This window comes from Mesorhizobium sp. f-mel (assembly GCF_053850215.1).
Window position 1 is genome coordinate 34,563 of the sequence record NZ_JBSPTO010000030.1, and the last position, 22,228, is coordinate 56,790.

Below are 22,228 nucleotides of genomic sequence, written 5' to 3' on the forward strand. Positions count from 1 at the left end.
CCTTAATGCCGCAGGATCTTGCTCAGGAAGGCGCGGCTGCGGTCGGTCTTGGGATGCGAGAAGAACTCATCCGGCGTACCGCTTTCGACGATGGCGCCGGCATCCATGAACACGACGCGCTGGGCGACCTTGCGGGCGAAGCCCATTTCGTGGGTCACCACCATCATCGTCATGCCTTCCTCAGCGACCGAGACCATGACGTCGAGCACTTCCGAGATCATCTCGGGGTCGAGCGCCGAAGTCGGTTCGTCGAACAGCATGATCTTGGGGCGCATGCCGAGACAGCGCGCAATCGCCACGCGCTGCTGCTGGCCGCCGGAGAGTTGCGCGGGATAGGCGTTCACCTTGTCGGCAAGGCCGACCTTGGCAAGCAGCTCGCGCCCGGCCTTTTCGGCTTCAGCTCGCGGGATCTTGCGCACATGGATCGGCGCCAGCGTCACGTTTTCGAGCGCTGTCTTGTGCGGATAGAGGTTGAACGACTGGAAGACGAAGCCGATCTCGGTGCGCAGCCGCGTCATGTTGGTGGCGGGGTCGCCGAGGCGCTGGCCGTCAACCACCAGGTCGCCGTCGCGGATCGTCTCCAGACCGTTGATGCAGCGGATCAAGGTGCTCTTGCCCGAGCCGCTCGGCCCGCAGACGACGACCACTTCGCGCGGCTCGACGCTCAGGGTGATATCCTTGAGCACATTGAGTGTGCCGAACCATTTGTTGACGCCGCGAAACTCGATCATGCCGGTGCTGCTTTTGCTGGAGTTCGTCATAGCTGCACCTCGCCATGGGCTGCACCGATGCGCTGCTCCAGCCGGCGGGCCAGCATGATCAAGGGATAGCAGACGATGAAGTAGCCGAGGCCGACAAGGAAGAAGACCAGCAGCCCGTTGGGCACACGCTGCACCACCAGCCAGCCGACGCGGGTGAGGTCGGTGAGCCCGATGGCCGAAACAACCGAGGAATCCTTGATTAGCAGCACATATTGCCCAACCAGCGGCGGCAGCACGATGCGCATCGCCTGCGGCAGCACCACCTGGCGCATACGCTGCCAACGCGACAGGCCGGACGCCAGCGCCGCCTCGACCTGGCCGGTCGGCACCGAGCGGATGCCGGCGACGACGATCTCGCAGATGAAGCAAGCAGCCAGATTGGTCAGCGCGATGATGCCGGCGCTGAAGGCGTCCAGCTCGATGCCGAGTTCCGGCAGGATGAAGAAGATCAGGAAGATCTGCACCAGGAATGGTGTGCCGCGGATCAGGTCGACCCAGGCGCCGATCACGCTGCTGATCAGCCGGTTGCCGCCGGTCCGCAGGATGCCGAGGCCAAAGCCGATCAGCGTGCCTAGCACCAGGCTGATCAGCGACAGCATCACAGTCATGCCGAGGCCGCGCAAGGCGAGGGGATAGCTGCCGGCGAGGCTTTGCAGCTGCTGCCAGATCATGTGCTGCTCCTTGCCGGCTGCAATCCGAGCCAGCGCCCGGACAGCGCCGCCAGTCCCTTCAGCCCGTAATAGAGCAGGAGGTAGAAGGCGGCGATGGTGATGAAGCCTTCCGCCGGCATGAAGCGGTCGGAGGCGAGCAATTGCCCGGCGCGCGTCAGCTCGGCGACCGCGATCAGCGACAGCAGGGCCGAATCCTTGACCAGCACGATTGCCTGCCCGAGCAGCGGCGGGATCGTGACCTTGAACGCTTGCGGCAGGATGACCAGGCGCATGCGCTGGACATAGCTCATCCCCGAGGCGACGCCGGCCTCGACCTGGCCGCGCGGGATCGACAGGATGCCGGCGCGAATGATCTCGGCGACATAGGCGCCGCTGTTCAGCGACAAAGCGAGAATGCCGACGACGAGCTCGGGGAGGATGATGCCGAGGCGGGGCAGGCCGAAATAGAGGAAATAGAGCTGCGCCAGCAAGGGCGTGGCGCGCACCGCGTCGATATAGGCCTTGGCCGGCACGCGAAACAGCCACCCGCGCTGCAGGTTCATGGCGCTAAGCAAGATGCCGACGGCAAGCGCGCCGGCAAAGGAGAGAAGGGACAGCCACATGGTCGTGACGAGTCCCTGCCCGAACAAAGGCAGATATTCGACGATGGTGCGGAAGCTGAAGTTTTCGAGCATCGTTGGGCGGATTTCCCCCGGGCGAAACGGATTCCGAACAGCTTCGCGGCGCGAGGCGCGCGCAAAGCTGTTCGGGCCTATTGCTGCTTAGTGGTCTTTCTTCCAGTCGTCGGAATTGACCCAGTAGTCGAGGTTCTTCTGCAGGCGGCCGTCGAGGCTGACCTGGTCAAGGAACAGGTTCATCCAGATCAGCAGGTCCTGCTCGTCATAGCGCGTGGCGAAGGCCAGCGGCTCCTTCGACAGCATGTCCGGCATGATGGTGAAGCTGCCGGCCGGATAGGCGGTCGACTGGCCCTTGACCGCCGACACGTCGTTGACGCCGCAATCGGCCTGGCCGTTGTTGACGGCGTCGAGCAGCAGCGGGCCGCCGCCCTTGTAGCTCTTGATCTCGGCATCGGGGAAGGCCGTCTTGGCCTCTTTCTCGCCGGTGGCGCCGAGCAGCACTGCGATCCTGGTGCCTTTCGCCTTGCAATCCTCGGTGGATTTGAACTTGCCGTCTGCCTTGGTGAAGACGGTGCTGCCCGTGTACATGTAGGGCTTGGTGAACGCGACCTTCATCGCTCGCGCCAGCGTCGGCGTCATGTCGGCGACCAGAAGATCGGCCTTGCCCGAGAGCAGCGCCGGGATCAGTCCGTCCCAGTCGAAATCGAGGAAGGTGATCTTCACGCCCATTTCCTTGGCCATCAGCTCAGCGAGCTCGACCGAACTGCCGGTGCGCTCGCCGGCGGCGCCGACCAGCGAGAAGGGCGGTCCTTGCGTCTGCACGGCAACGCGCAGCTCACCGCGCTTGGTGATGTCGTCGAGCGTTCCAGCGCTGGCCGCGGCTGTGAGCCCGGCGAGCGCAAGGCCTGCGATGAAAAGCTTGGCAATTGTCATTGGGCATTCCTCCTTGTTTTCGTTTGTTGTTTTCACCCGTCTGCGGGTGCTTTTGAGCGGCAGCGCCGTTGCTAGCGGCGACGACCGTTCGAAAATCCTTCAGTCCCAGCTGATCGTTTCGGATACTCGTATACCGCGCCGAGCCAGTTCGTCGAGGAAGCGGCCGTCGGGCACATGCAGCAGCGGGTTGAGCAGGCCGGGTTCAGTGATTTCGCCCCGCGCCAGCATCTGCGCCACGATGCTGGCGGGATAGCCGACGCCGAGGCTCATGCCGAACAGGCCGGAGGCCAGATCGCGTTCGATGACCAGGTCCGACGTCACCGTCTTGCGGCGGCCGCCTTCGCTGCCGGAGAAGACATTGCGCATCACGCAAAGGTCCTTCTCATCGGTGCCATATTGCAGTTGCGGGCCGAGCAGCCGGCCGAGAAATTCGCGCGGGCTGGCGCCAACGCCGGGCACCTTGTCTTCGGAAAGGAATCCAAGCTCCTTCAGCGGCGCCCAGAACGCCGACCAGCCCGGCCAGCGCAGCGAATAGCGGCCGGAGCGCTGCAGCCCCTTGGCGGCTGCAAGCATGCCGGCATACTGCGCCGCATCGCCATTGGGGAAGGCTTCCAGTCTGCCCAGCCCCTCGACCTCGATCTGATGGATGAACGGATTGTCGTGTTGCTGGCCGGCCGGCACATCGACCCACTCGCCGTCCTCGACCAGCACGCTGTCGCGGTTCTGGCTCATCAGAACCATGTCGAAGTTCCAGCTCACCTTGTAGCACAGCGGCTTGGCCATCGCTTTCGGCTCGGGGATGCCGCCGCAATAGGAGTCGATCGCCGTGATGGCGTCGAACTGCCTTGCGGCGCGTGCGTAGAGCACGAGGTCGATGCCGGGGTCGAGCCCGCATTCGGTCATGATCGAGACGCCGGCCTTTTGTGCCGCCGGGGCAAGGTCGGCGATCGTCTTGCCGTAATTGGTGGTGACCAGCGGCGTGCGCGTCGCGATCGCGGCCTGCACCGCCTCGCGCATCAGCGGCTGCGGCAACAGATCGATGGCGGCGTCGACACCCGCCAGCACGTTCGCCAACACAGGGGCGATCGCGCCATCGGGCACGACGAAACGCACGCGGGCGAGGTCGGTCAGGCCGCCAAGCCGGGCCGCGCCATCCTGCGCGGTATCGACGCAGACGACTTCTTCGACACCGGCGCTGGCGACGAGATCGGCGATCGCCGCCCGGCCTTGCAGGCCAAGGCCGCCGAGAACCGCGATCTTCATGGCATTTCCTTTCGGCCAGTTTCGTGCCGCCCAGTTTCGTCGCGCTTGGTCTCATCCGACCAGCAGCCTTCCGGCAGGCTGACCCATTTGTTGCAGGAGGCCATGACGACGAACGTCTCGCTGCGCACGACTTCGCCTGGCTCGCCCGCGCCGGGGATCAGCTCGCTGGTGACGCGGTAGAGATCGGCGACGTCGCCCGCCACCGTCACGTCGACGATGATGTCGAAGCGTCCGGTGACGACGGAGGCCGAGTTCACGAAAGGCAGTTCGGCGATGCGTTGCGCCAGTTCCCGGGCGCGGCCTCGGCCCTGCGCATTGATGCCGACGATGGCCGAGATCAGTTCGGGACGCTCGGTCAGGTTGAGCAGGCCGACGATCTTGAGCAGGTTGCGGTCGAGCAGGTTGCGCAGCCGCATGCGCACCGTCGGGACGGAGACGGCCATCTTCTCGGCGAGCCGGTTGACGCCAAGCTGCGCATCCTGCGACAGCAGCTTGACCAGTCGCCGGTCGGTCTGATCGAGATGTTCCCGCAGCGTTCAAACTTTCATAAATGAAAAGAAATGATGGAGTTTTCTTTCTGATATGAAAACAGCTTAGGGCGTATTTTTTTAAATCGCAAGAGCATTCGGCCGCTGTCAACAAGGCCGGATGGTGTATTCCGGAAGACGGGAGGGCTTTGCCGGTGCCGCGGCCGACCGTGGGCAAGCCGACTAACGCAGCTTGTCGATCCCCGGAATGCTGCCGATTCGGTCGGCAAGAAAGTCGACCAGCAGCCGGACCCGAGCAATGCCCGCGCGCTCCGGGACGATCAGCATGCTCAGCGGTACGGGAGGCGGCCAATAGCCTGGCAGGATCACTTCCAGCCGGCCGGCCGCCAGGAGATCGTCGACAAGCCAGCGATGGGCAGGTGCGATACCGCGTCCGGCGACGAGCGCTTCGCGCGCGGCGAGCCCATGGTCGACCCGAAACCGGCCGCCAAAAGGCACCGCGTGGCGTTCGCCGCCAGGCCCCTGCAGGGCGAGCGTGTCGCTTCCCGTGATGTTCGACATCCGGATGCCTTCATGGCCAGGCAGATCCTGCGGGACAGCCGGTCTGCCCCGCACCGCCAGATAGGCCGGTGCTGCCACCAGCAAACGCCGGGATTGGCCGAGCGCCCGCAGTTTCATCGAGCTGTCGGTGAGCGGACCTAGGCGAAGCGCGATGTCGACGCCTTCCCGCACAAGGTCGATGCGTTCGTCGGTGAGGCTGAGATCGATCCCGATGTCGGGATAGCGGTCCTGGAAGGCGAAGATCAGGCGGCTGACATGCAAGACCCCGAGCGCCGCCGTGCAGGATATCCTGATCGTGCCGGCCGACGCGCCGCGCGTGCCCCGCGCCTCATCGCCAGCCTGCTCAACGAGGCGCAGGATCTGGACAGCGTCGGCATAGTAACGGCTGCCTTCGTCGGTCATCGTGACACGCCGGGTGGTCCTGCTGAGCAAGGGCACGCCGATGGCCTCCTCGAGCTCCCGCAAATGCCGTGTGACCGTCGATTGCCCAACTCCGAGTTCGCGCGCCACCGCCGAAAGGCTGCCGCGCTCGGCGACGCGAACGAAGGTGCGCATGCGCTCGAGTGTGACGTCTGACCTATCCATTATTCGGCATAATCTTATGCATTGCTCAGATATAGCGGATCATCCCGGGGCTGGCTACCTTTAGCGTCGATCGTCCTTCCTTCGGAGTTGACCCATGAAAGTCCTACTGGTTTTTGCTCATCCTGAACCGCGTTCGCTCAACGGTGCACTGCGTGACGTCGCCATCAGGGAACTCGAGGCCCAGGGCCACGAGGTGCTGATATCGGACCTCTATGCCGATGGCTGGAAATCCGAGGTGGACCGCGCCGACTTTCCGTCGTGGCCGCCCGAAGAACGCTTCCTGCCGGCTGCGGCATCCAGAAAAGCTTTTGCGACCAACACTCTGACCGGTGACGTTAAAGCCGAAATCGACAAGCTGCTGTGGGCCGACACGCTGATCCTCCAGTTCCCGCTGTGGTGGTACGCCATGCCGGCGATCCTCAAGGGCTGGGTCGACCGGGTGTACGCCTACGGCTTCGCCTATGGTGTCGGCGAGCATAGCGACAAGCGGTGGGGTGATCGCTTTGGTGAGGGAACGCTCGCCGGCAAGCGCGCGATGCTGATCGTGACCACCGGCGGCTGGGAAGAGCATTACTCCGCCCGCGGCGTCAACGGCCCGATCGACGACTTGCTGTTCCCGATCAATCACGGGATCCTTTACTATCCAGGCTACGACGTGCTTCCGCCGTTCGTGGTCTACAGAGTGGATCGTTTGGGGGAGGCAGATTTCGAGCCTGTCGCGGATCGGCTGCGCGAAAGGATGCGGACGCTCGAGACAATCCGGCCCATTCCCTATCGGCAGCAGAATGGCGGAGACTACCACATCCCGAGCATGCAGCTCCGCCCCGAACTGGGCGATCCGGGCGCCGCGGGTTTCGCGCTTCACGAGGATCGCGCCGGCGCCAAGTCGGCGACGCCGCGTTCGACTTTGCGGGACGTGGCCTGAGGCAGGACCCCGAAAAGATCCTGGTCAGGCAAGGCGCCCGAAACCTGTGGGATGAATCAGCGACCGGCCCGGAAGATTGCGACGGCAGCAGCCGTCAGTGCGGCATTGCCTGATGCCGTAGCGCCGTCCGGAAGCTCTTTGCCGTCTTCCAGCCCGACACGCGTCGACCAGTTGCGCTCCGCCGCCCGGTGCACGAATGGCCAGACTGTCGCGTTTTCGCCATGCAGCAGGATCGCCCGTCGCATCCCGGCACGGTCAAGCACGGCCGCGATGCCGTCGCTGACTTCCCATGCCGCGTCCAGCGCCTGCTCCGAGATCTCGATCAGGATGCGCAGCACCTGGCTGCCACGGTCGAGCCGGACCAGGCGCTCGGCATCAGCGACGGAGGCGAGCCCGGCCTCGATGCCGATGCCGCGCTGCCGCAGGCTTTGCATGATCTCGGGCGCGGCCTTCTCGCTCAGATTGACCGAGGCATAGTCGGGCAGCTCGCTCCAGCTGGCGATCGCGGCAAGCGTCCGCTCGTCGTCGTTCTCGATCCAGGCGCCGGTGGAGACACCGATCAGCGTTCCCGGGCAGGCGCGGCGGAGGGCAAGGATGGTGCGGTCGATCGCCTCAGGAGCGAGGCTTTCCCGGCCGTCGAGCCCGCGCGCATGGACATGCAGCTCGGCGGCACCGGCCGCGACGCAGGCCGCGCCGTCACGCGCCATGGCTCCGGGGTCAAGCGGCAGTTGCGGATGAAAATCGGCGCTGCGCGCGCCATTGATGCAGGTCTGGACAATCATGGGTCAGCCCGGTTGAGTTCCTGCAAGTCTAGCGCATGATCGCGAAGATCGGAATCGGCGTTCGGAGGAAGGCCACGGAAGGGTCGCCGACGCTTGCCGGCCTGTGGGCCCTTTACCTGGAAAACTCGCTGCGCACGATGCCGTGGCGCTGGAGCTTATCGTAGAACGTCTTGCGCGGAATCCCCAGCGCTTCGATCGTGCGCCTGACGTCGCCCTCGTTGCGGCCAAGCGTCTCGCGGATGATGTCGGCCTCGTAGCGCTCCAGCCGCTCCGGCAGCTTCATGTCGGCATCCGGCCGGGCTGGGCCAGGGGGAAGCGCTCCAGCGTCTTCTTCCAATCCAAGCACAAACCGCTCGGCGAAATGCGCGAGCTCGCGCACATTGCCCGGCCAGTCATGCTCCCTGAGATGGCGGTGCACCGAGGCCGGCACCGCCGGCACCGGACGCCGAAAGCGGGCGGCGGCGAGCTCGGCGAAATAGAAGAACAGCAGGGCGACGTCGTCGCGGCGCTCGCGCAGCGGCGGAATGGAGATCGTCACCACGTTGAGCCGGTAGTAGAGATCCTCGCGGAACGTGCCGCGCTGGCGCGGATCGCCGAGATCGACCTTGGCGGCCGCAACCACGCGCAGGTCGACGGGCCGCAACTCGTTGGTGCCGAGCGGCGTGACCTCGCGCATCTCCAGCACGCGCAGCATCTGCACCTGTGTCGAGACCGGCATGCTTTCGATCTCGTCGAGGAACAGCGTGCCGCCGCTGGCGTGCTCGATGCGGCCGATCCGCTTCTTCTGCGCGCCGGTGAAGGCGCCGGCCTCATGGCCGAACAACTCGCTCTCGATGACCGTCTCCGGCAGAGTGCCGCAATTCAGCGCAACGAAATTGCCCCTGGCGCGGCGGCTCCAGCGATGCAAGAGGCTTGCCACCACCTCCTTGCCGGAGCCGGTCTCGCCGGTCACCAGCACGTCGACATCGGTGTCGGCGATCTGGCGCAGCGTGCGGCGCAGCCTTTCCATCGCCGGCGTCTGGCCGATCAGCGGCAGGCCGTCCTGCGCTTCTCCGGCCGCTTCGCGCAAGGCGCGGTTCTCCAGCACCAGGCGGCGCTTTTCCGCCGCGCGGCGCACGCTCTGCACCAGCCGGTCGGCGGCGAAGGGTTTGGTGATGAAGTCGTAGGCGCCGTCCTTGATCGCCTTGACGGCAACCGCGATGTCGCCATGCCCGGTGACGAGGATGACTGGAATGTCCGCGTCCAGCCGCAGGACGCAATCGAAAAGCAGCAAGCCGTCGATCTCAGGCATCCGGATATCCGACACCACCACGCCGGCAAAACCGGCGTCGAGCCTGGCCAGCGCCTCGGCCGCCACCGAAAAAGCCAATACCGAAAAGCCGGCAAGCTCAAGCGTCTGCGCGGTGGCCCTGAGGAGATCGCTGTCGTCATCGATCAGGATCACCGGCGCTGCGTCGTCATTGGTCATGCTGCCTTTGCCATTACACTGCTTTTGCAAGATGGATGGTGAAGCGGGTGCCGCGATGGTCGCTCGAAACCTCGATGCGTCCGCCATAATCGGCGACGATATCCTTCGAGATGACGAGGCCAAGGCCGAGGCCTTTTTCCTTTGAGGTGTTGAACGGCGTGAACAGCGATCTAAGGATTGCGGGCGGAATGCCCGGTCCGTTGTCAAACACGCCGACCGTCACACCGCCCGCCGTCTCCTCGACCGAAACCCGCACATGAGCGTCGTCGCGGCCTTCCAACGCTTCGAGCGCGTTCTGGAAGAGGTTGATCAGCACCTGTTCGAGCCGGACACGGTTGCCCATGACCTTGAGGGAAGGCGGCGGCAGGTCGATGGCCAGTGCGTCGAGCCGGCCGGCAAAGCGGCTTCTCAACAGCACCACGGCGCCTTCGATGACACCGCGCAATTCGACAGGCTCGGCGGCGGTGCGACCCTTGCGGGCAAAGGCCTTCAATTCTTCGGTAATGGTGCCGATACGTTCGGTAAGTGCTGCGATGGCGCCGAGATTTTCCTCGACCGGCGAAGTCTGCTTGCGGTCGAGGAAGACGCGGGCGTTGTCGGCATAGGCGCGTATAGTGGCGACCGGCTGGTTGATCTCGTGGGCGACGCCGGCGGCGACCTGGCCGAGGATGGCGAGGCGGTTGGCCTGGACCAGATCCTGCTGCACCACCTGCAGCTTGGCTTCCGTGCTGCGATGGCCTGATATCTCGGCCTGCAGCCGATCGCGGGCGCGGCTCAGATCCTCGGTCCGTTCGATCACGCGACGTTCGAGCTCGGTGCGCGCCGCCTGTTCGGCGGCGATCCGCATTTGCCCCGACTGCCGCCGCCACAACAGATACGCAGCAAGGCCGAGCAACGGGACAATGACGCCGAGTGCAAGGAGCCGCATTTCACGGACCGCGGCGGCGATCGGCGCTTCGGCCGGGACGAGATAGTCGAGCCGCCAGGGAGTCGAAGGGACCGGCGTTGAAAGCTTGAGATATTCCGCGTCGTTGCCGCCGGGCGTCACCGCATGGATGATCGACACGTCCGGGCTGAGCGCCTGCGGGCGCGTGATCGGCAATGGCATCAGCGGTGCGTCGCCGAACTGCTGGCTGTTCTGAATGGCGGCAAGATCAGGCCCGGCAAGCGGCCCGGTCGTCATGAAGCGCCAGGACGGCACGCTGGTGATCAGGACGACGCCATTCTCGTCGCTGACGTAGGCCGGGCGGTTCGCCTCGTGCCAGTCGGCCTCGAGCTGGTCGAACTCCGCCTTGACGACAACGACGCCGAGCGGTGCGGCATCATCGCCGACGCGGCGCGAGATGTAGAGACCGGGGCGTTTGCTGACATTGCCGAGCGCGAAATATTCGGCAGTTCCGGCCCGCATCGCGCCGGAGAAATAATCGCGAAATCGGTAGTCGTTGCCGACGAAGCTGATCGGCTCGCGCCAGTTGCTGGAGGCGATCGCCAGCCCGTCGGTGCCGATGACATAGAGCACCGAAGCCTTGGTGCCGGAGACCAGCCCTTCAAGCTTGCGGTTCAGCACATCGACCGCAGCAGCACTTTTCTGTGCCAGCGCGTCGCGCACCTGCTGGTCCTCTGACAAAAGCAGGGGCAGGGCGCGCGGGCTCTCCAGCACGGCGCGCAGCAGCGCGACCTTCAGATTGGCGTCGGTGCGGCCTTGCGCCGCCAGTGCCCCAGCCTCCGTGGTGCGGCCATAAAGGCCTGCGCCGTAAAGTGCGGCCGTGGCGATCGCAAGGGCGATGGCCGCAAACAGCAGCCAGGCACGGCGCGCTCGCCTGCCGAGTTGCTCGGGCGTCGACGGTTGGGGCGTTGAAAACGGGGCAGCGGCGGGGCGTTGCAGCATCAGCCATTTGTGCATGTTTTCGCACAAAGCACAATTCGGCTATGCGAATATCCGCACTTTCTATGCGCGAAACGAAACCTCGATTTCGAGAATATTCAATAAAATCATAGGGAAATTCTCTTCCCCGCAGTCTGGCACGGCAGTTGCAAACACGAATTCAGCGGTCGCGAGGCTGCTGGGGGTCAATGCAATTGCTCCGGGAGGTCGAGCTTTCGATCGGAGCACAATGGAGGACGTCATGCAGACAGTATTCGCTGCCGCCGAGCCGCGCGGCAAACTTCCCTTCTACCGGCATCTCTATGTGCAGGTGCTGGCGGCGATCGCCGCCGGTGTGCTTCTCGGCCACTTCTATCCCGAAACCGGTGAGGCGATGAAGCCGTTCGGCGACGCCTTCATCAAGCTGGTGAAGATGGTGATCGCGCCGGTGATCTTCCTGACGGTGGCGACCGGGATCGCCGGCGTTGCCGACCTGCAGAAGATCGGCCGCGTCGCCGGCAAGGCGATGATCTATTTCCTGGTGTTCTCGACGCTGGCGCTTGTCGTCGGTCTCGTCGTGTCGAACGTCGTCCAGCCGGGTGCCGGCATGCATATCGATCCGGCCACGCTCGACGCCACCAAGGTGGCGACCTATGCCGAAAAGGCACACGACACCAGCATTGTCGGCTTCCTGATGAATGTCATCCCCGACACGATCACCGGCGCCTTCGCGAAGGGCGACATCCTGCAGGTGCTGTTCTTCTCGGTGCTGTTCGGTGTCGCTTTGGCCATGGTCGGCGACCGCGGCCGTCCGGTCGTCGATTTCCTGCAGGCACTGACCACGCCGATCTTCCGCCTCGTCGCCATCCTGATGAAGGCCGCGCCGATCGGCGCCTTCGGCGCCATGGCCTTCACCATTGGCAAATACGGCATCGGCTCGATCGCCAACCTCGCGATGCTGATCGGCACATTCTATCTGACCGCGCTGCTGTTCGTGCTGGTGGTGCTTGGCGCCGTTGCCCGCTACAACGGCTTCTCGATCCTGGCGCTGATCCGCTACATCAAGGAAGAGCTGCTGCTGGTGCTCGGCACCTCGTCCTCGGAAGCGGCACTGCCGGGCCTGATGTCCAAGATGGAGCGCGCCGGCTGCAACCGCTCGGTGGTCGGGTTGGTCATCCCGACCGGCTATTCCTTCAACCTCGATGGCACCAACATCTACATGACGTTGGCCGCTTTGTTCATAGCGCAGGCGACCGACACGCCGCTCACCTTCGGCGACCAGATCCTGCTGCTCGCCGTTGCCATGCTGAGCTCCAAGGGTGCCGCCGGCATCACCGGCGCCGGCTTCATCACGCTCGCCGCGACGCTCTCGGTCGTACCCACGGTGCCGGTCGCCGGCATGGCTCTGATCCTCGGCGTCGACCGCTTCATGTCGGAATGCCGGGCGCTGACCAACTTCGTCGGCAATGCGGTGGCGACCGTGGTCGTGGCGCGCTGGGAAGGGGAACTCGACCAGACCAAGTTTGCCGCAGCAATGGCCGGCCACTTGCCGGAGGAAGCTGACCTGTCGCTGCCAGGGCTGCAGGCCGCCTGATTGTTCAGGCTGCATGGTCATAGTCCGAAGCCGGCTGCCGCCGGCTTCGGACTAGCCGCGGCCAATCTCCAACATCTGCGATTATCCACAGGCCACGCCGCTGCGCGCTGCCTCGGATGTAACAGGCTTGTGAGTCTTGTTGTTGGCGCGGGGGCTTGCTCCAGCCGTATTTGAAGGCCAGTATCCGCCATGCCTTCAAGGCACCCGTCCACTTCGATCCCGACCTGATCGCGACCGAAGGCGAGACATTTCCGTCGGGCTCGGTTGCGAGCGGCCGAAACCGTCGGAGCTTGTGCTGCCGCCGACCACAACCTGACCAAGGCGGCAGCCCTCGAAAGCATGGCGGCCTCGCTACGAAGTCGCAAGAGACGTGACCCGTCTCCCGACGGAAGGCGCATGCTTTCCTCTCAGGAACTCGTCGCGCTTGAAGAGGGGGCGGCCCGTGAGCGGGCTTTTGCCGAAACCAAAGCAAGATGCGAGGTCAAACGCGATGCAGTCTGAACCGAGGATTCCGGTCTCAATCATCATCCCGAACTACAATTACGCGCATTTCCTCAAACGCAGCATTGATAGCGCGCTGGAGCAGGACTACGCGGATGTCGAAGTCATCGTCGTCGACGATGCATCGCAGGACAATTCCACGACAATCATAGAATCCTATCGCGACGAGATCGTCGCATGCCCGCGAGTGCAAAATGGCGGGCATGCCGCCGCGTTCAACACCGGCTTTGCGGCAAGCTCGGGCAAGATCGTCCTGTTCCTCGACGCCGACGACTACCTCTATCCGACCGCTGTTTCCACGATCGTCGACACCTGGGATGCGGCAACGGCCCAGGTGCAGTCCAGGCTGCATATCGTCGACGAGCGGCAACGCATCAAGGACGTCTTTCCGCCGCCCGAACTGCCGTTCGACAGCGGCGACGTCATGCCGAAACTTCTGCACAAGGGCCGCTACCAGACAACCGTAACCAGCGGGCTGGCCTTTGACCGCACAACCCTGGAATCGATCATGCCGATTCCAGAGCCGGAGTTCCGCCAGGGCGCCGACGGCTATCTTGCAACGCTGGCGCCTATGTACGGGCACGTCCAGTCCATTGAGGAATGCGTCGGCGCCTATCGGATCCACGGCGCCAACCATTCGGTCTTCGGTGAAAAGCTCGCCGAGCGGGCGCGCTGGAGGGTAACCCACGATTTCCGCCGCATGCAGGCGCTGTCGGATCAAGCCTCCGGGATCGGCTTAACAATCGTGCCGTCGGTGGCGGTCCGCCACGATCCGGTCCATCTGGAAGAGCGGCTGGCGTCGCTGTGCGCAGACAGACGCCGGCATCCCGTGGCCAATGATTTCCGGCTGGCGCTCGGGGCGGCGGGCGCCGTCGCCAGCCTCGAAATGACCGCGTCCCTGCGGCGGCGCGCCGTCCTTGCCGCCTGGTTCCTGTCAGTCGGGGTGTTGCCACGGAAAATGGCGACGGCGGTGCTGTCGTGGAAGCTCGACGCATCGTCTAGACCGGCATTCCTTAGCCGTCTATCCAAGACAATCCGCCACGCCATGGGATAGCGCGACGCGTTGACATAGCTCCGCTTGGTATTCGGTCCGGTCCGCGACGAATGCTCGATGGCTAGGGCGAGCAGGCCCGGCCGCTCACTCGACCAGAACATGCGCCTCCCGCGCGGCGCCGACAAAGGCTTCCCTTGCGGCCTCGGTTGTAACATCGCCGCTCATGGCCCGGCGGCATGCGCGCAGTGCGGCGCCATGTTGCAGGCTGCCAGCGTCGCGCCACTGGCCTGTCAGCAATTCGACAGCCTGTTGTGCGTTGGAAATATGTCGGATCGTTCCCGTGATGCCGACCGAAACAGTAACCGGCTTGGAAAACCATCCTTGATCCATGGTGGAACCTTTGGTGAGTTGAACGCACCAAAACGCATGCCGTGGTACAAGGTTTCATTTGCGGCTGTCATCATGGCGTGAAAGCGGCGTTCCGCCGCCGGAAGGTCGGCGGGCGTCCCGTTCCAATCGGAGTCCCAACGAGCCACTCACCAGCATAGCAACGAACGCATGCCGACCCCGGGTAGGGCAGGCACGCGTCTGCCTGCCCTAATGCGCCCGGCGCAGCCTGACCACAAGGCTGCGCGCCGCCAGCACCAGCACTGTGATGATGATCAGGATCACCGAGAGTGCGGCGATCGCCGGGTCGATGTTGTCGCGCAGGCCCATCCACATCAGCCGGGGCAGCGTGATGGCGTTGACCGAGGTGATGAACAGGGTGACGCCGATCTCTTCCCATGAGAGCACGAACGACAGCAGGGCGGCGGTGACGATGCCGAACTTGATGTTGGGCATGATGATGCGGGTGGCGCGTTCCCATACCGTGGCGCCGAGGCCGCGCGCTGCAAGGTCGATGCGCCGGTCGAGTTGGCTGAGCGACACCAGGATCAGCACCGTGGCGAAGGGCACCGTCATCACTGCATGCGCCATGGCGACACCGAGCCAGGTGTCGTAGCCGAAGAACGAGCTGACGCCGGAGATCGAGGTCAGCAGGAAGTAGAGCGTGATCGCCGAAACCACCGGCGGCACCACCATCGGCAGCAGCACGAAGCCGACCAGTGCGGCGGTGAAGCGCGGCTGGAACATCCACACGCCAAGGCTGAAGCACAGCGCCAGCACGGTGGAAAAGGCGCTGCTGAAGACGCCGATCCTGATCGAGAGCAGGATCGAGTTGATCCAGCGCGGATCCTCGATCAGCGCCCGGTAATGGCGCAGCGACAATTCGCCGGACGGCATCGCCAGCATGCGGGTCGGCGTCAGCGACACCGGAATGACGGCAAGCAGCGGCAACAACAGGAACAGCGCGACCAGGGCGGCGAGGATCAGCGAGACGGGGCCGGGGCGGTAGGTCGGCATCAGATCAGCTGCCTCGGCCTGACATAGCGGAACACCAGCGCCATCAGCGCGCCGACGAACAGCACCAGTACGACGCTGATCGCCGCCCCTAGGCCCCAGTCCGGGCTCTGGAAGATGCGGAGATAGATCAGCTCGGCGACCATCACGCTGCGGCCGCCGCCGAGGATCGCCGGCGTCACGAAGAAGCCCAGCGAAAACACGAAGACGATTAGCGCCGAGCCGATGATGCCGGAGCGGGTCATGGGCACGAACACCGACCAGAAGGTGCGCATACGGCTGGAGCCGAGCCCGCGCGCCGCCAGCAGGACGCGATCGTCAAGGCTGCGCATCGACGACGCCAGTGGAAACACGGCGAAGGGGATAAGGAAATGCGTCATGCCGACGATGACGCCGAATTCGTTGCGTACCAGCGTCAGCGGTTCTGAAATGAAGCCGATCGCCTGCAGCCAGGTATTGAACAGGCCGCGATTGGAAAGCAGCGCAACCCAGCCGAAGGCGCGCGTCAGCACCGAGATCCAGAACGGCACCAGGATGCAGAATTCGGCGATTACGCGCTGCGCCGGCGTGCCGCGCACCCAGACCACGGTGATGGCATAGGCAGCGGCAACCGAAACAATCGTGACGATCGCGGCGATGCGCAGCGTGCGGACAAACACCGACTGAACCAGCGGGTCGCTAAGCAGCGTGCCATACTGCCCGAGCCCCGGCTCTGGCAGCGTGAAGCTCCAATTGACGACGCCGAAAAATGGCCAGGCATAGGCGGCGGCAAGGAACAGGAGCAGCGGCGCCATCAACAGCGCCGCGCCCATCCTGTCGGAGAGATATGCTTTCATCTCGGCCCCGGTTATCCCGGTCCTATCAGGCGGAGATGATCTTCGTGTATTCGTCGAGTGCGGCCCCGTAGTTCTTGGCGTACCACTCCATGTCGAGCGCGATCTGCTTCTTCATGTTTTCGGGGTCGACCGGGTTGATGCGCTTCTTGTCGGCGGAGATCAGCGCGTCGGCGGCCGGGTTGGCCGGACCCTGGCCGAGCTTGTCGAACATAATGAGCTGCTTTTCCGGATCCTGGGCGCTGGCGATGAACTTCATCGCCGCGTCCTTGCCGCCAGGATTGCCCTTGAGCACCGCGAGCGCGCCGGGCGAGATCAGGCCCTGGTCCCAGATGAATTTGATCTTGCCGCCGGAATCCTGCTCGATCAGCGACGCCCGAGTCGACCAGACGATCGCCATCGAAGCCTCGCCGTCGAGCAGCACGCTCTGGCTTTCGGCGCCGCCGCCCCAATAGGCCACGACGTTTTCCTTGAAGGCGGCGATCTTGTCATGCGCGCGCTTGAGATCGAGCGGGTAGAGCGAGGCAGGCGCGACGCCGTCGGCGAGCAGTGCCGCTTCCCAGCTCGACACGCCCCATTTGTAGAGCGAGCGCTTGCCGGGGAATTTCGTCACGTCGAAGAAATCGGCCATCCCGGTCGGTGCCTGGCTGCCGAATTTCTCGGAATCATAGGCGATGACATAGGAGAAGAAATAGGTCGAGGCGGCGTGCTCCCAGCCGAAGCCCTCGCGCATCTTCTTCTTGTCGACGATCGAATAGTCGATCGGCTCGAGCATGCCTTGGGCGCCGAGGGTGATGGCCGAGAACGGGTCGACGTCGACCAGGTCCCAGGTCGGGGCGCCGCTCTTGAACTGCGCCGCGATCGCGCCTTCTGTCGGGCCGGAGCCATCCATCTTGACGGTGATGCCGGTCTCCTTGGTGAAGGCCTGGCCATAGGCCGCATCATAGGCGGTGATGGCGTCGCCGCCCCAATTGACCAGCACCAGTTCCTTGGCTTGCGCGAACGCGCCGGTCGAGCGCAGCAGGATCGGCGTGCCGGCCAGCACGAGTGCGGCCAGCTGCGTGAACTGCCGGCGCGAGATCTCACCGCGCGCCGCCCTGGCGGACAGCGTCTCGATAGAGTGTTTCTTGGTTTCGCTCATCTTTGAATTGTTTTTCATGTCAGTTCCCCTTTTTTGTCGTTGATACTTCCCGAAAGTCAGCTTGGCGAATTCAGCTTCGCCACGCCAATCGTCATTGTCCTCCGTCCGGAAGGAGGAAACCTTTTTCCGCCGGCCATGTCAGCCACACGGAATTGCCCTTGCTGAGTGCCGACGCTGCGACCTCGTTCGGCACCGAGACCGTCACCCTGGCGCCCTGGCGCGTCGTGAGATCGAGCCGCGTCGCGGCACCGAGATAGGTCGAAGCGACCGCAGTCGCGGCGATGCCGTTCTCGCCGGCGGCCGCTTCGGGCGCGATCGACATGTATTCGGGCCGGATCGCCAGGATGGCGCTGCTGCCGACGGCGCTTGCATTGCCGCGCAGCGTGATGGTGCGATCTTCGCATAGGCCGGTGGCGCCGTTGTCGGCGTTGCGCACGCCCTTCAGCGGCAGCATGTTGATCTCGCCGAGGAACTCGGCGACGAAACGGCTGGCCGGCCGGTCGTAAACCTCGTCAGGCGCGCCAACCTGCAGCAATTTGCCGTGGTTGAAGATGGCAACGCGCGACGATAGCGCCAGCGCCTCGCTCTGGTCATGGGTGACGAAGACGAAGGTGGTGCCGGTCTCCTGGTGCAGCCGCTTCATCTCGGCCTGCATCTGGCCGCGCAAGCCCTTGTCGAGCGCCGAGAACGGCTCGTCGAGGAGGAGCACGCCCGGCTCGAACACCAGCGCGCGTGCCAGCGCCACGCGCTGCTGCTGGCCGCCGGAAAGCTGCGACGGCAGTTTCTTCTCGTGGCCCTTCAGCCCGACGCGCTCGATCATCTCGCCGACACGTCGTTTGATCTCTGCCGACGATTTCTTGCGCACCTTGAGCGGGAAGGCGATGTTGGCCTCGACCGACATATGCGGGAACAGCGCGTAACCCTGGAAAACCATGCCGGCCGCACGCTGTTCGGCCGGCCGCTCGGTGATGTCGACGCCGTCGCTGTAAAGGCGACCGTCGGTCGGCTGCACGAAACCGGCAAGGATCATCAGGAAGGTGGTCTTGCCCGAACCGGAAGGCCCGAGGAGGGTCAGGAACTCACCGCGGCCGATATCGAGCGTCAGATCGTCCAGTGCACGGAACGAGCCGAAGCTCTTGCCGATCCCGATTGCCTTGATCTCTGCGGCCCGGCCGGGTTGCTGCATCCTGCCTTTGTCCTCAATGCTGATTGAAATCGTAGGCAGGGCGGCGGCTCACCGCAACCGAATAGTTTTCGCCTGACCGGCAAATTTGATTCATCTATGGTGAGGTGTAGCGCCAAATCTCTCCCCTTGTCGAGGGGGAGATTAACGCTGGTTCTCCGACAGCTTCGACCGCAACCATCCACTGAATACATCCAGCACCGGGTGGCTCGCCTTGGCATGCTCTGAGACGAAGAAGTACGACCGCGGCGAACTGATCGCGATGTCGAAGGGGCGCACCAGTCGGCCTTCGCTCAGCGCCCGGCGGCTGGTCAACTCGTCGCCCATGGCGATGCCCTGGCCGGCGATCGCCGCCGAAAAGACCAGGTTCATGTCGGAAAAGAAGATGCCGCCCTCGATGTCCGGATTCTCGACCTTCGATAGCGCCAGCCACCGCGCCCAGTCCTCGGTGTCGCCGAGATGCAGCAGATTGGCGCGCAGCACGTCGGCCGGCTTGGAAAAGCCGCCGACTTTGTTGAGCAGCGTCGGGCTGCACAGCGGCGTAAACGAGATTTCGCACAATAGCTCGACCGCGCGGTTCGGCCAGTTGCCGACGCCGAAGGCGATGAAGGCGTCGGCTTCGGCATTGCTGACGTCGTCCAGCCGCCGCGGCGTCAGGATGCGCAGCGCGACATCGGGGTACATCTGCCGGAATTCGCCAATGTGAGTGCACAGGAACAGCGAGGCGAAACCCGGCGTGCAGCTGACGCTGAACGAGCCGCCGACGCCGGTGCCGGCGTGGCGAGTCACTGCGTCGCCCAGCACAGTCAGCGCCTTGCGCACGTCGCTGGCATAGCGCTGGCCGCGCGGAGTGAGCGCCACGCCCTTGCCGATGCGCTCGAGCAGATCGAAGCCGAGATCGCGTTCGAGCAGGCGGAGCTGATGGCTGACGGCGCTGCGGGTCAGATGCAGTTCGTCAGCAGCGCGCCAGACGCTGCCGTGACGGGCAAAACTGTCGAGGGCGCGCAGCGCCTGCGTCGATGGAATTCTCAAGAGGTGAACCGAATTTGCATGAGCCGGGAAAACATATCACTTTTTGGCGAGGCGCTTCACTGCTTTCTTCTCGTCCATGGAGGAACCGGTGACGAACTCGGCCCAAGCGACCGCGCTTGCCTGTCTGGATGACATCCAGCCGTCGCTGTCGGCGTGGACGCGGACGATCTTCGATTTCGGCGAGACCGCCTGGCGCGAATACCAGTCGGCCGCCTGGTATGTGGAACGTCTGAAGCACGAAGGCTTTTCTGTGGAGGAAGGCTCTGGCGGCATGCCCACCGCCTTCTGCGCCCATTGGACCAACGGCGCCGGGCCGACCATCGGCATGTATGCCGAGTATGACGCCGTACCCGGCAACTGCCAGGATGCGGCGACAGTGAGGCGTCCGCGCCCGGGTCTCGGCGAACAGGCCGGCGGCCACACCGATCCGCATTCCGGCCTCGGTATTGCCAGCCTTGGCGGGCTTTTGGCGACCAAAGCGGCGATGCAGCGGCACGGCATACCGGGCACGCTGCGCTTCACCGGCGAGCCGGCGGAGAAGGTGCGGGGATCGAAGCCGATTCATGCGGCAAAGGGCTATTATGACGGGCTTGCCGGCATGATCTCCTTTCATCCCTTTTACATGCTGCCGCTCTGCAACACGGCGCGCTGGGACACGCATTGCGGTGCCGCCTACGCGATGATCTACCGCTTTGTGTGCGACGAACCCGAAAATTGGGTTCGCACAAGCGATGGTGCACCGATTCCGCAGGCGCATTCGGCGGTCAGGGCGCCGGGTGCCAACGACGCGCTCATGATGATGTACATGGCGTCCAAGGCGCTACGCGATTCCATGCTGCCGCATCAGGGCGGCTGGTCGATCAGCGAGGCGATCCTGACGGCGGGGCAGGCGACCGCCGACAATCTGCCGGCGGGCCTGGCCGAGATCCAGTACATGATCCGCGTGCCGACGCTTGCGATGGCCGAGCAGGTGACCGCCGTGCTCGACCGCAATGCGGAAGCCGCCGCGAAAATGAGCGGCTGCCGCCATGAGCGGCACTGGGTGTCGAAGTCGCGTCCGGGGCTGGCCAATCACGCCATGGCTGATATCGCCTATGAGGCGCTGTCGACGGTCGGGCCACCGCGCTGGGACGAGACGGCCAAGGCGATCGCCCGCGAAATCCAGGTCAATGCCGGCGGCGCGACGACCGACGAGCCGTTCATAGCCGAGATGGAGCACCTGATTGCGCCGCAGGATGCGGAGGCGATCCTGCGCCGCGACTTGCCGCCGTCGCAGCTCAATTCGACCTCGGATGATTACACCGACATGTCATGGCACGCGCCGACGGCGCGGTTCTATGTCGCCCGCCCGGCGCTGCGTTCGCGGAACGGCCACGCCTATCCGTCCTGGGCGATGAACGCGCTGGGCGGTATTTCCGCCACGATCGATCCGATGGTCACCTGCGCGTCGAAGACGATTGCGCTGGCAGCACTTCGCCTGCTGGAAGACAAGTCCGCCCGCGATGCGGCGATGGACGAGTTCATCGTCCGCACCGGCGGCGGCATTGGCGGCAGCAAATGGCTGGCGCCGCTTTGCGACTACGAGCCGCCGATCCATTTCCGCTGGCCGGAATATGTCACCACCCCGCGCGGACGGGACTGGTGGATACCAAGCAACCCGCAAGCCGCGTGATCACCCAAGCGAGGAGAATCCCATGACCGTTCATGACCGCATCGTAGCAGAACCGTTTTCGTTGCAACGCCGCAATCCGGCCGGCGGCACCAAGCCGCTGACCACTTGGGGCTTCGCCAACGAGACCGACGTGCTGACCGACGTGCTGCTCGGCTCGCCCAACTTCCTGCGCCATCTCTCGACCAGCTCGCTGTCGCGAAAGCATCTGCGCGAAGCGCCGTGCAACGTCCAGATCGCGCAGGCGCAGCACAAGGACCTGGTCGCCGCCTATGAGCATTTCGGCGTCAACATCCACTGGCACGAGCCGACGCCGGAACTGCCGATGCAGGTCTATTCACGCGATTCCAGCGTCATGACCCCGTACGGCGTCATCATCACCGCGATGGCCAACTGGTGGCGGCGCGGCGAGAACTATGCGGCGATCCGCACCTATGAGAAGCTCGGCATCCCAATCTACGACATGGTCACCGCAGGAACCTTCGAAGGCGGTGACTTCAACGTCATCGAGGACGGCGTGGTATTGATCGGCTGCGGCGGCGCCCGCACCCAGGAGGAGGGCGCGCGCCAGGTCCAGGCCTGGTTCGACAAGGAGGGTTGGGAGACCCGCATTGCCTTCATCGACGAATATTATGTCCATATCGATCTGATGGTGGTGCCGATCGCCGAAAAACTGACCGCCGTCTGCCTCGCCTGCACGGAGCCGGGCATCGTCGACTGGCTGAAGGGCAAGGGCCACGAAATCATCGACGTGCCTTTCCAGGACACGATGGCGCTCGGCTGCAATTTCATGTCGCTGGGCAAAGACAGGGTGATCGCGCCGACCTCGAGCCAGACGCTGATCGGCCAACTCAAGGCACGCGGCTTCGAGGTAGCGGCCGTCGACATGAGCGAGATCTCGAAGACGGGTGGCGGCATCCACTGCATGGCGCAGGCGCTGAGGCGCGAGCCGGCCTGAGGGG

Annotated in this window: 21 protein-coding genes; 5 read left to right on the forward strand and 16 right to left on the reverse strand. The window is 64.4% G+C overall.

From position 1 onward, the window contains the following. Positions 1-2 precede the first annotated feature (2 nt). The 7 genes from ACWUKX_RS26250 to ACWUKX_RS26280 form a co-directional block, all read right to left on the reverse strand. Positions 3-731, reverse strand: a complete 729-nt coding sequence (locus ACWUKX_RS26250) for an amino acid ABC transporter ATP-binding protein (protein ID WP_456009699.1) — start codon at positions 729-731, stop codon at positions 3-5. A 26-nt stretch (positions 732-757) separates the two neighbouring features. Beyond that, the gene (locus ACWUKX_RS26255) at positions 758-1,432 is read right to left on the reverse strand and encodes an amino acid ABC transporter permease (RefSeq protein ID WP_095518782.1); all 675 of its coding nucleotides are present in this window, start codon (positions 1,430-1,432) and stop codon (positions 758-760) included. Next, positions 1,429-2,106: an amino acid ABC transporter permease gene (locus ACWUKX_RS26260; RefSeq protein WP_456009672.1), complete on the reverse strand. Its 678-nt coding sequence runs from the start codon at positions 2,104-2,106 to the stop codon at positions 1,429-1,431. Before ACWUKX_RS26260 ends, ACWUKX_RS26255 begins: the two co-directional genes overlap by 4 nt. Positions 2,107-2,193: 87 nt before the next feature. Then, complete coding sequence (locus ACWUKX_RS26265) at positions 2,194-2,982, reverse strand: ABC transporter substrate-binding protein (protein WP_456009673.1); 789 nt, start codon at positions 2,980-2,982, stop codon at positions 2,194-2,196. 99 nt (positions 2,983-3,081) lie between these two features. Then, complete coding sequence (locus tag ACWUKX_RS26270; protein WP_456009674.1) at positions 3,082-4,245, reverse strand: saccharopine dehydrogenase family protein; 1,164 nt, start codon at positions 4,243-4,245, stop codon at positions 3,082-3,084. Next, positions 4,242-4,778, reverse strand: a complete 537-nt coding sequence (locus ACWUKX_RS26275) for an Lrp/AsnC family transcriptional regulator (protein ID WP_095518778.1) — start codon at positions 4,776-4,778, stop codon at positions 4,242-4,244. Before ACWUKX_RS26275 ends, ACWUKX_RS26270 begins: the two co-directional genes overlap by 4 nt. Positions 4,779-4,955: 177 nt before the next feature. Next, on the reverse strand, positions 4,956-5,879 hold the full coding sequence (locus ACWUKX_RS26280; protein ID WP_456009675.1) for a LysR family transcriptional regulator: 924 nt from the start codon (positions 5,877-5,879) through the stop codon (positions 4,956-4,958). 94 nt (positions 5,880-5,973) lie between these two features. On the opposite strand from ACWUKX_RS26280, the gene ACWUKX_RS26285 reads away from it, so the two are divergent. Then, positions 5,974-6,804 (forward strand): NAD(P)H-dependent oxidoreductase, encoded by an 831-nt coding sequence (locus ACWUKX_RS26285; RefSeq protein ID WP_456009676.1) that lies wholly within the window; start codon positions 5,974-5,976, stop codon positions 6,802-6,804. 56 nt (positions 6,805-6,860) lie between these two features. Here ACWUKX_RS26285 and ACWUKX_RS26290 read toward each other — a convergent pair whose 3' ends face one another. The 3 genes from ACWUKX_RS26290 to ACWUKX_RS26300 form a co-directional block, all read right to left on the reverse strand. After that, positions 6,861-7,586 carry a 3-keto-5-aminohexanoate cleavage protein gene (locus ACWUKX_RS26290; RefSeq protein WP_456009677.1) on the reverse strand — a complete coding sequence of 242 codons (726 nt, stop codon included), beginning with the start codon at positions 7,584-7,586 and terminating at the stop codon, positions 6,861-6,863. Between the two features lie 112 nt (positions 7,587-7,698). After that, the gene (locus ACWUKX_RS26295; RefSeq protein WP_456009678.1) at positions 7,699-9,054 is read right to left on the reverse strand and encodes a sigma-54-dependent transcriptional regulator; all 1,356 of its coding nucleotides are present in this window, start codon (positions 9,052-9,054) and stop codon (positions 7,699-7,701) included. A 13-nt stretch (positions 9,055-9,067) separates the two neighbouring features. Beyond that, positions 9,068-10,942 (reverse strand): sensor histidine kinase, encoded by a 1,875-nt coding sequence (locus ACWUKX_RS26300; protein ID WP_456009679.1) that lies wholly within the window; start codon positions 10,940-10,942, stop codon positions 9,068-9,070. A gap of 238 nt (positions 10,943-11,180) precedes the next feature. Between ACWUKX_RS26300 and ACWUKX_RS26305 the strand changes: the two genes are divergently transcribed. Both ACWUKX_RS26305 and ACWUKX_RS26310 read left to right on the forward strand, forming a co-directional pair. Next, a complete protein-coding gene (locus tag ACWUKX_RS26305) occupies positions 11,181-12,512 on the forward strand; it encodes a dicarboxylate/amino acid:cation symporter (RefSeq protein WP_456009680.1) in 1,332 nt (443 codons plus the stop codon). A gap of 490 nt (positions 12,513-13,002) precedes the next feature. Next, positions 13,003-14,067: a glycosyltransferase family 2 protein gene (locus tag ACWUKX_RS26310; protein ID WP_456009681.1), complete on the forward strand. Its 1,065-nt coding sequence runs from the start codon at positions 13,003-13,005 to the stop codon at positions 14,065-14,067. A gap of 84 nt (positions 14,068-14,151) precedes the next feature. On the opposite strand, the gene ACWUKX_RS26315 is transcribed toward ACWUKX_RS26310, so the two are convergent. The 6 genes from ACWUKX_RS26315 to ACWUKX_RS26340 all read right to left on the reverse strand — a co-directional run bounded on the left by ACWUKX_RS26315 (position 14,152) and on the right by ACWUKX_RS26340 (position 19,597). Continuing rightward, positions 14,152-14,397 (reverse strand): DUF982 domain-containing protein, encoded by a 246-nt coding sequence (locus ACWUKX_RS26315; RefSeq protein ID WP_455840566.1) that lies wholly within the window; start codon positions 14,395-14,397, stop codon positions 14,152-14,154. Positions 14,398-14,604: 207 nt separating this feature from the next. After that, the gene (locus tag ACWUKX_RS26320; protein WP_456009682.1) at positions 14,605-15,411 is read right to left on the reverse strand and encodes an ABC transporter permease; all 807 of its coding nucleotides are present in this window, start codon (positions 15,409-15,411) and stop codon (positions 14,605-14,607) included. Further along, positions 15,411-16,244 carry an ABC transporter permease gene (locus ACWUKX_RS26325; protein ID WP_456009683.1) on the reverse strand — a complete coding sequence of 278 codons (834 nt, stop codon included), beginning with the start codon at positions 16,242-16,244 and terminating at the stop codon, positions 15,411-15,413. The genes ACWUKX_RS26320 and ACWUKX_RS26325 overlap by 1 nt, the downstream gene beginning before the upstream one ends. Positions 16,245-16,269: 25 nt before the next feature. Continuing rightward, the gene (locus ACWUKX_RS26330; protein ID WP_456009700.1) at positions 16,270-17,382 is read right to left on the reverse strand and encodes an ABC transporter substrate-binding protein; all 1,113 of its coding nucleotides are present in this window, start codon (positions 17,380-17,382) and stop codon (positions 16,270-16,272) included. Between the two features lie 91 nt (positions 17,383-17,473). Beyond that, positions 17,474-18,568 carry an ABC transporter ATP-binding protein gene (locus ACWUKX_RS26335; protein ID WP_456009684.1) on the reverse strand — a complete coding sequence of 365 codons (1,095 nt, stop codon included), beginning with the start codon at positions 18,566-18,568 and terminating at the stop codon, positions 17,474-17,476. A 141-nt stretch (positions 18,569-18,709) separates the two neighbouring features. Beyond that, positions 18,710-19,597, reverse strand: a complete 888-nt coding sequence (locus ACWUKX_RS26340; protein ID WP_029350660.1) for a LysR substrate-binding domain-containing protein — start codon at positions 19,595-19,597, stop codon at positions 18,710-18,712. A gap of 76 nt (positions 19,598-19,673) precedes the next feature. Between ACWUKX_RS26340 and ACWUKX_RS26345 the strand changes: the two genes are divergently transcribed. Together ACWUKX_RS26345 and ACWUKX_RS26350 are read left to right on the forward strand one after the other, a co-directional pair. Next, entirely contained in the window at positions 19,674-21,269 is a 1,596-nt protein-coding gene (locus tag ACWUKX_RS26345) for an amidohydrolase (RefSeq protein ID WP_456009701.1), read from the forward strand. A gap of 22 nt (positions 21,270-21,291) precedes the next feature. Continuing rightward, positions 21,292-22,224: a dimethylarginine dimethylaminohydrolase family protein gene (locus tag ACWUKX_RS26350; RefSeq protein ID WP_456009685.1), complete on the forward strand. Its 933-nt coding sequence runs from the start codon at positions 21,292-21,294 to the stop codon at positions 22,222-22,224. Positions 22,225-22,228: the final 4 nt, after the last annotated feature.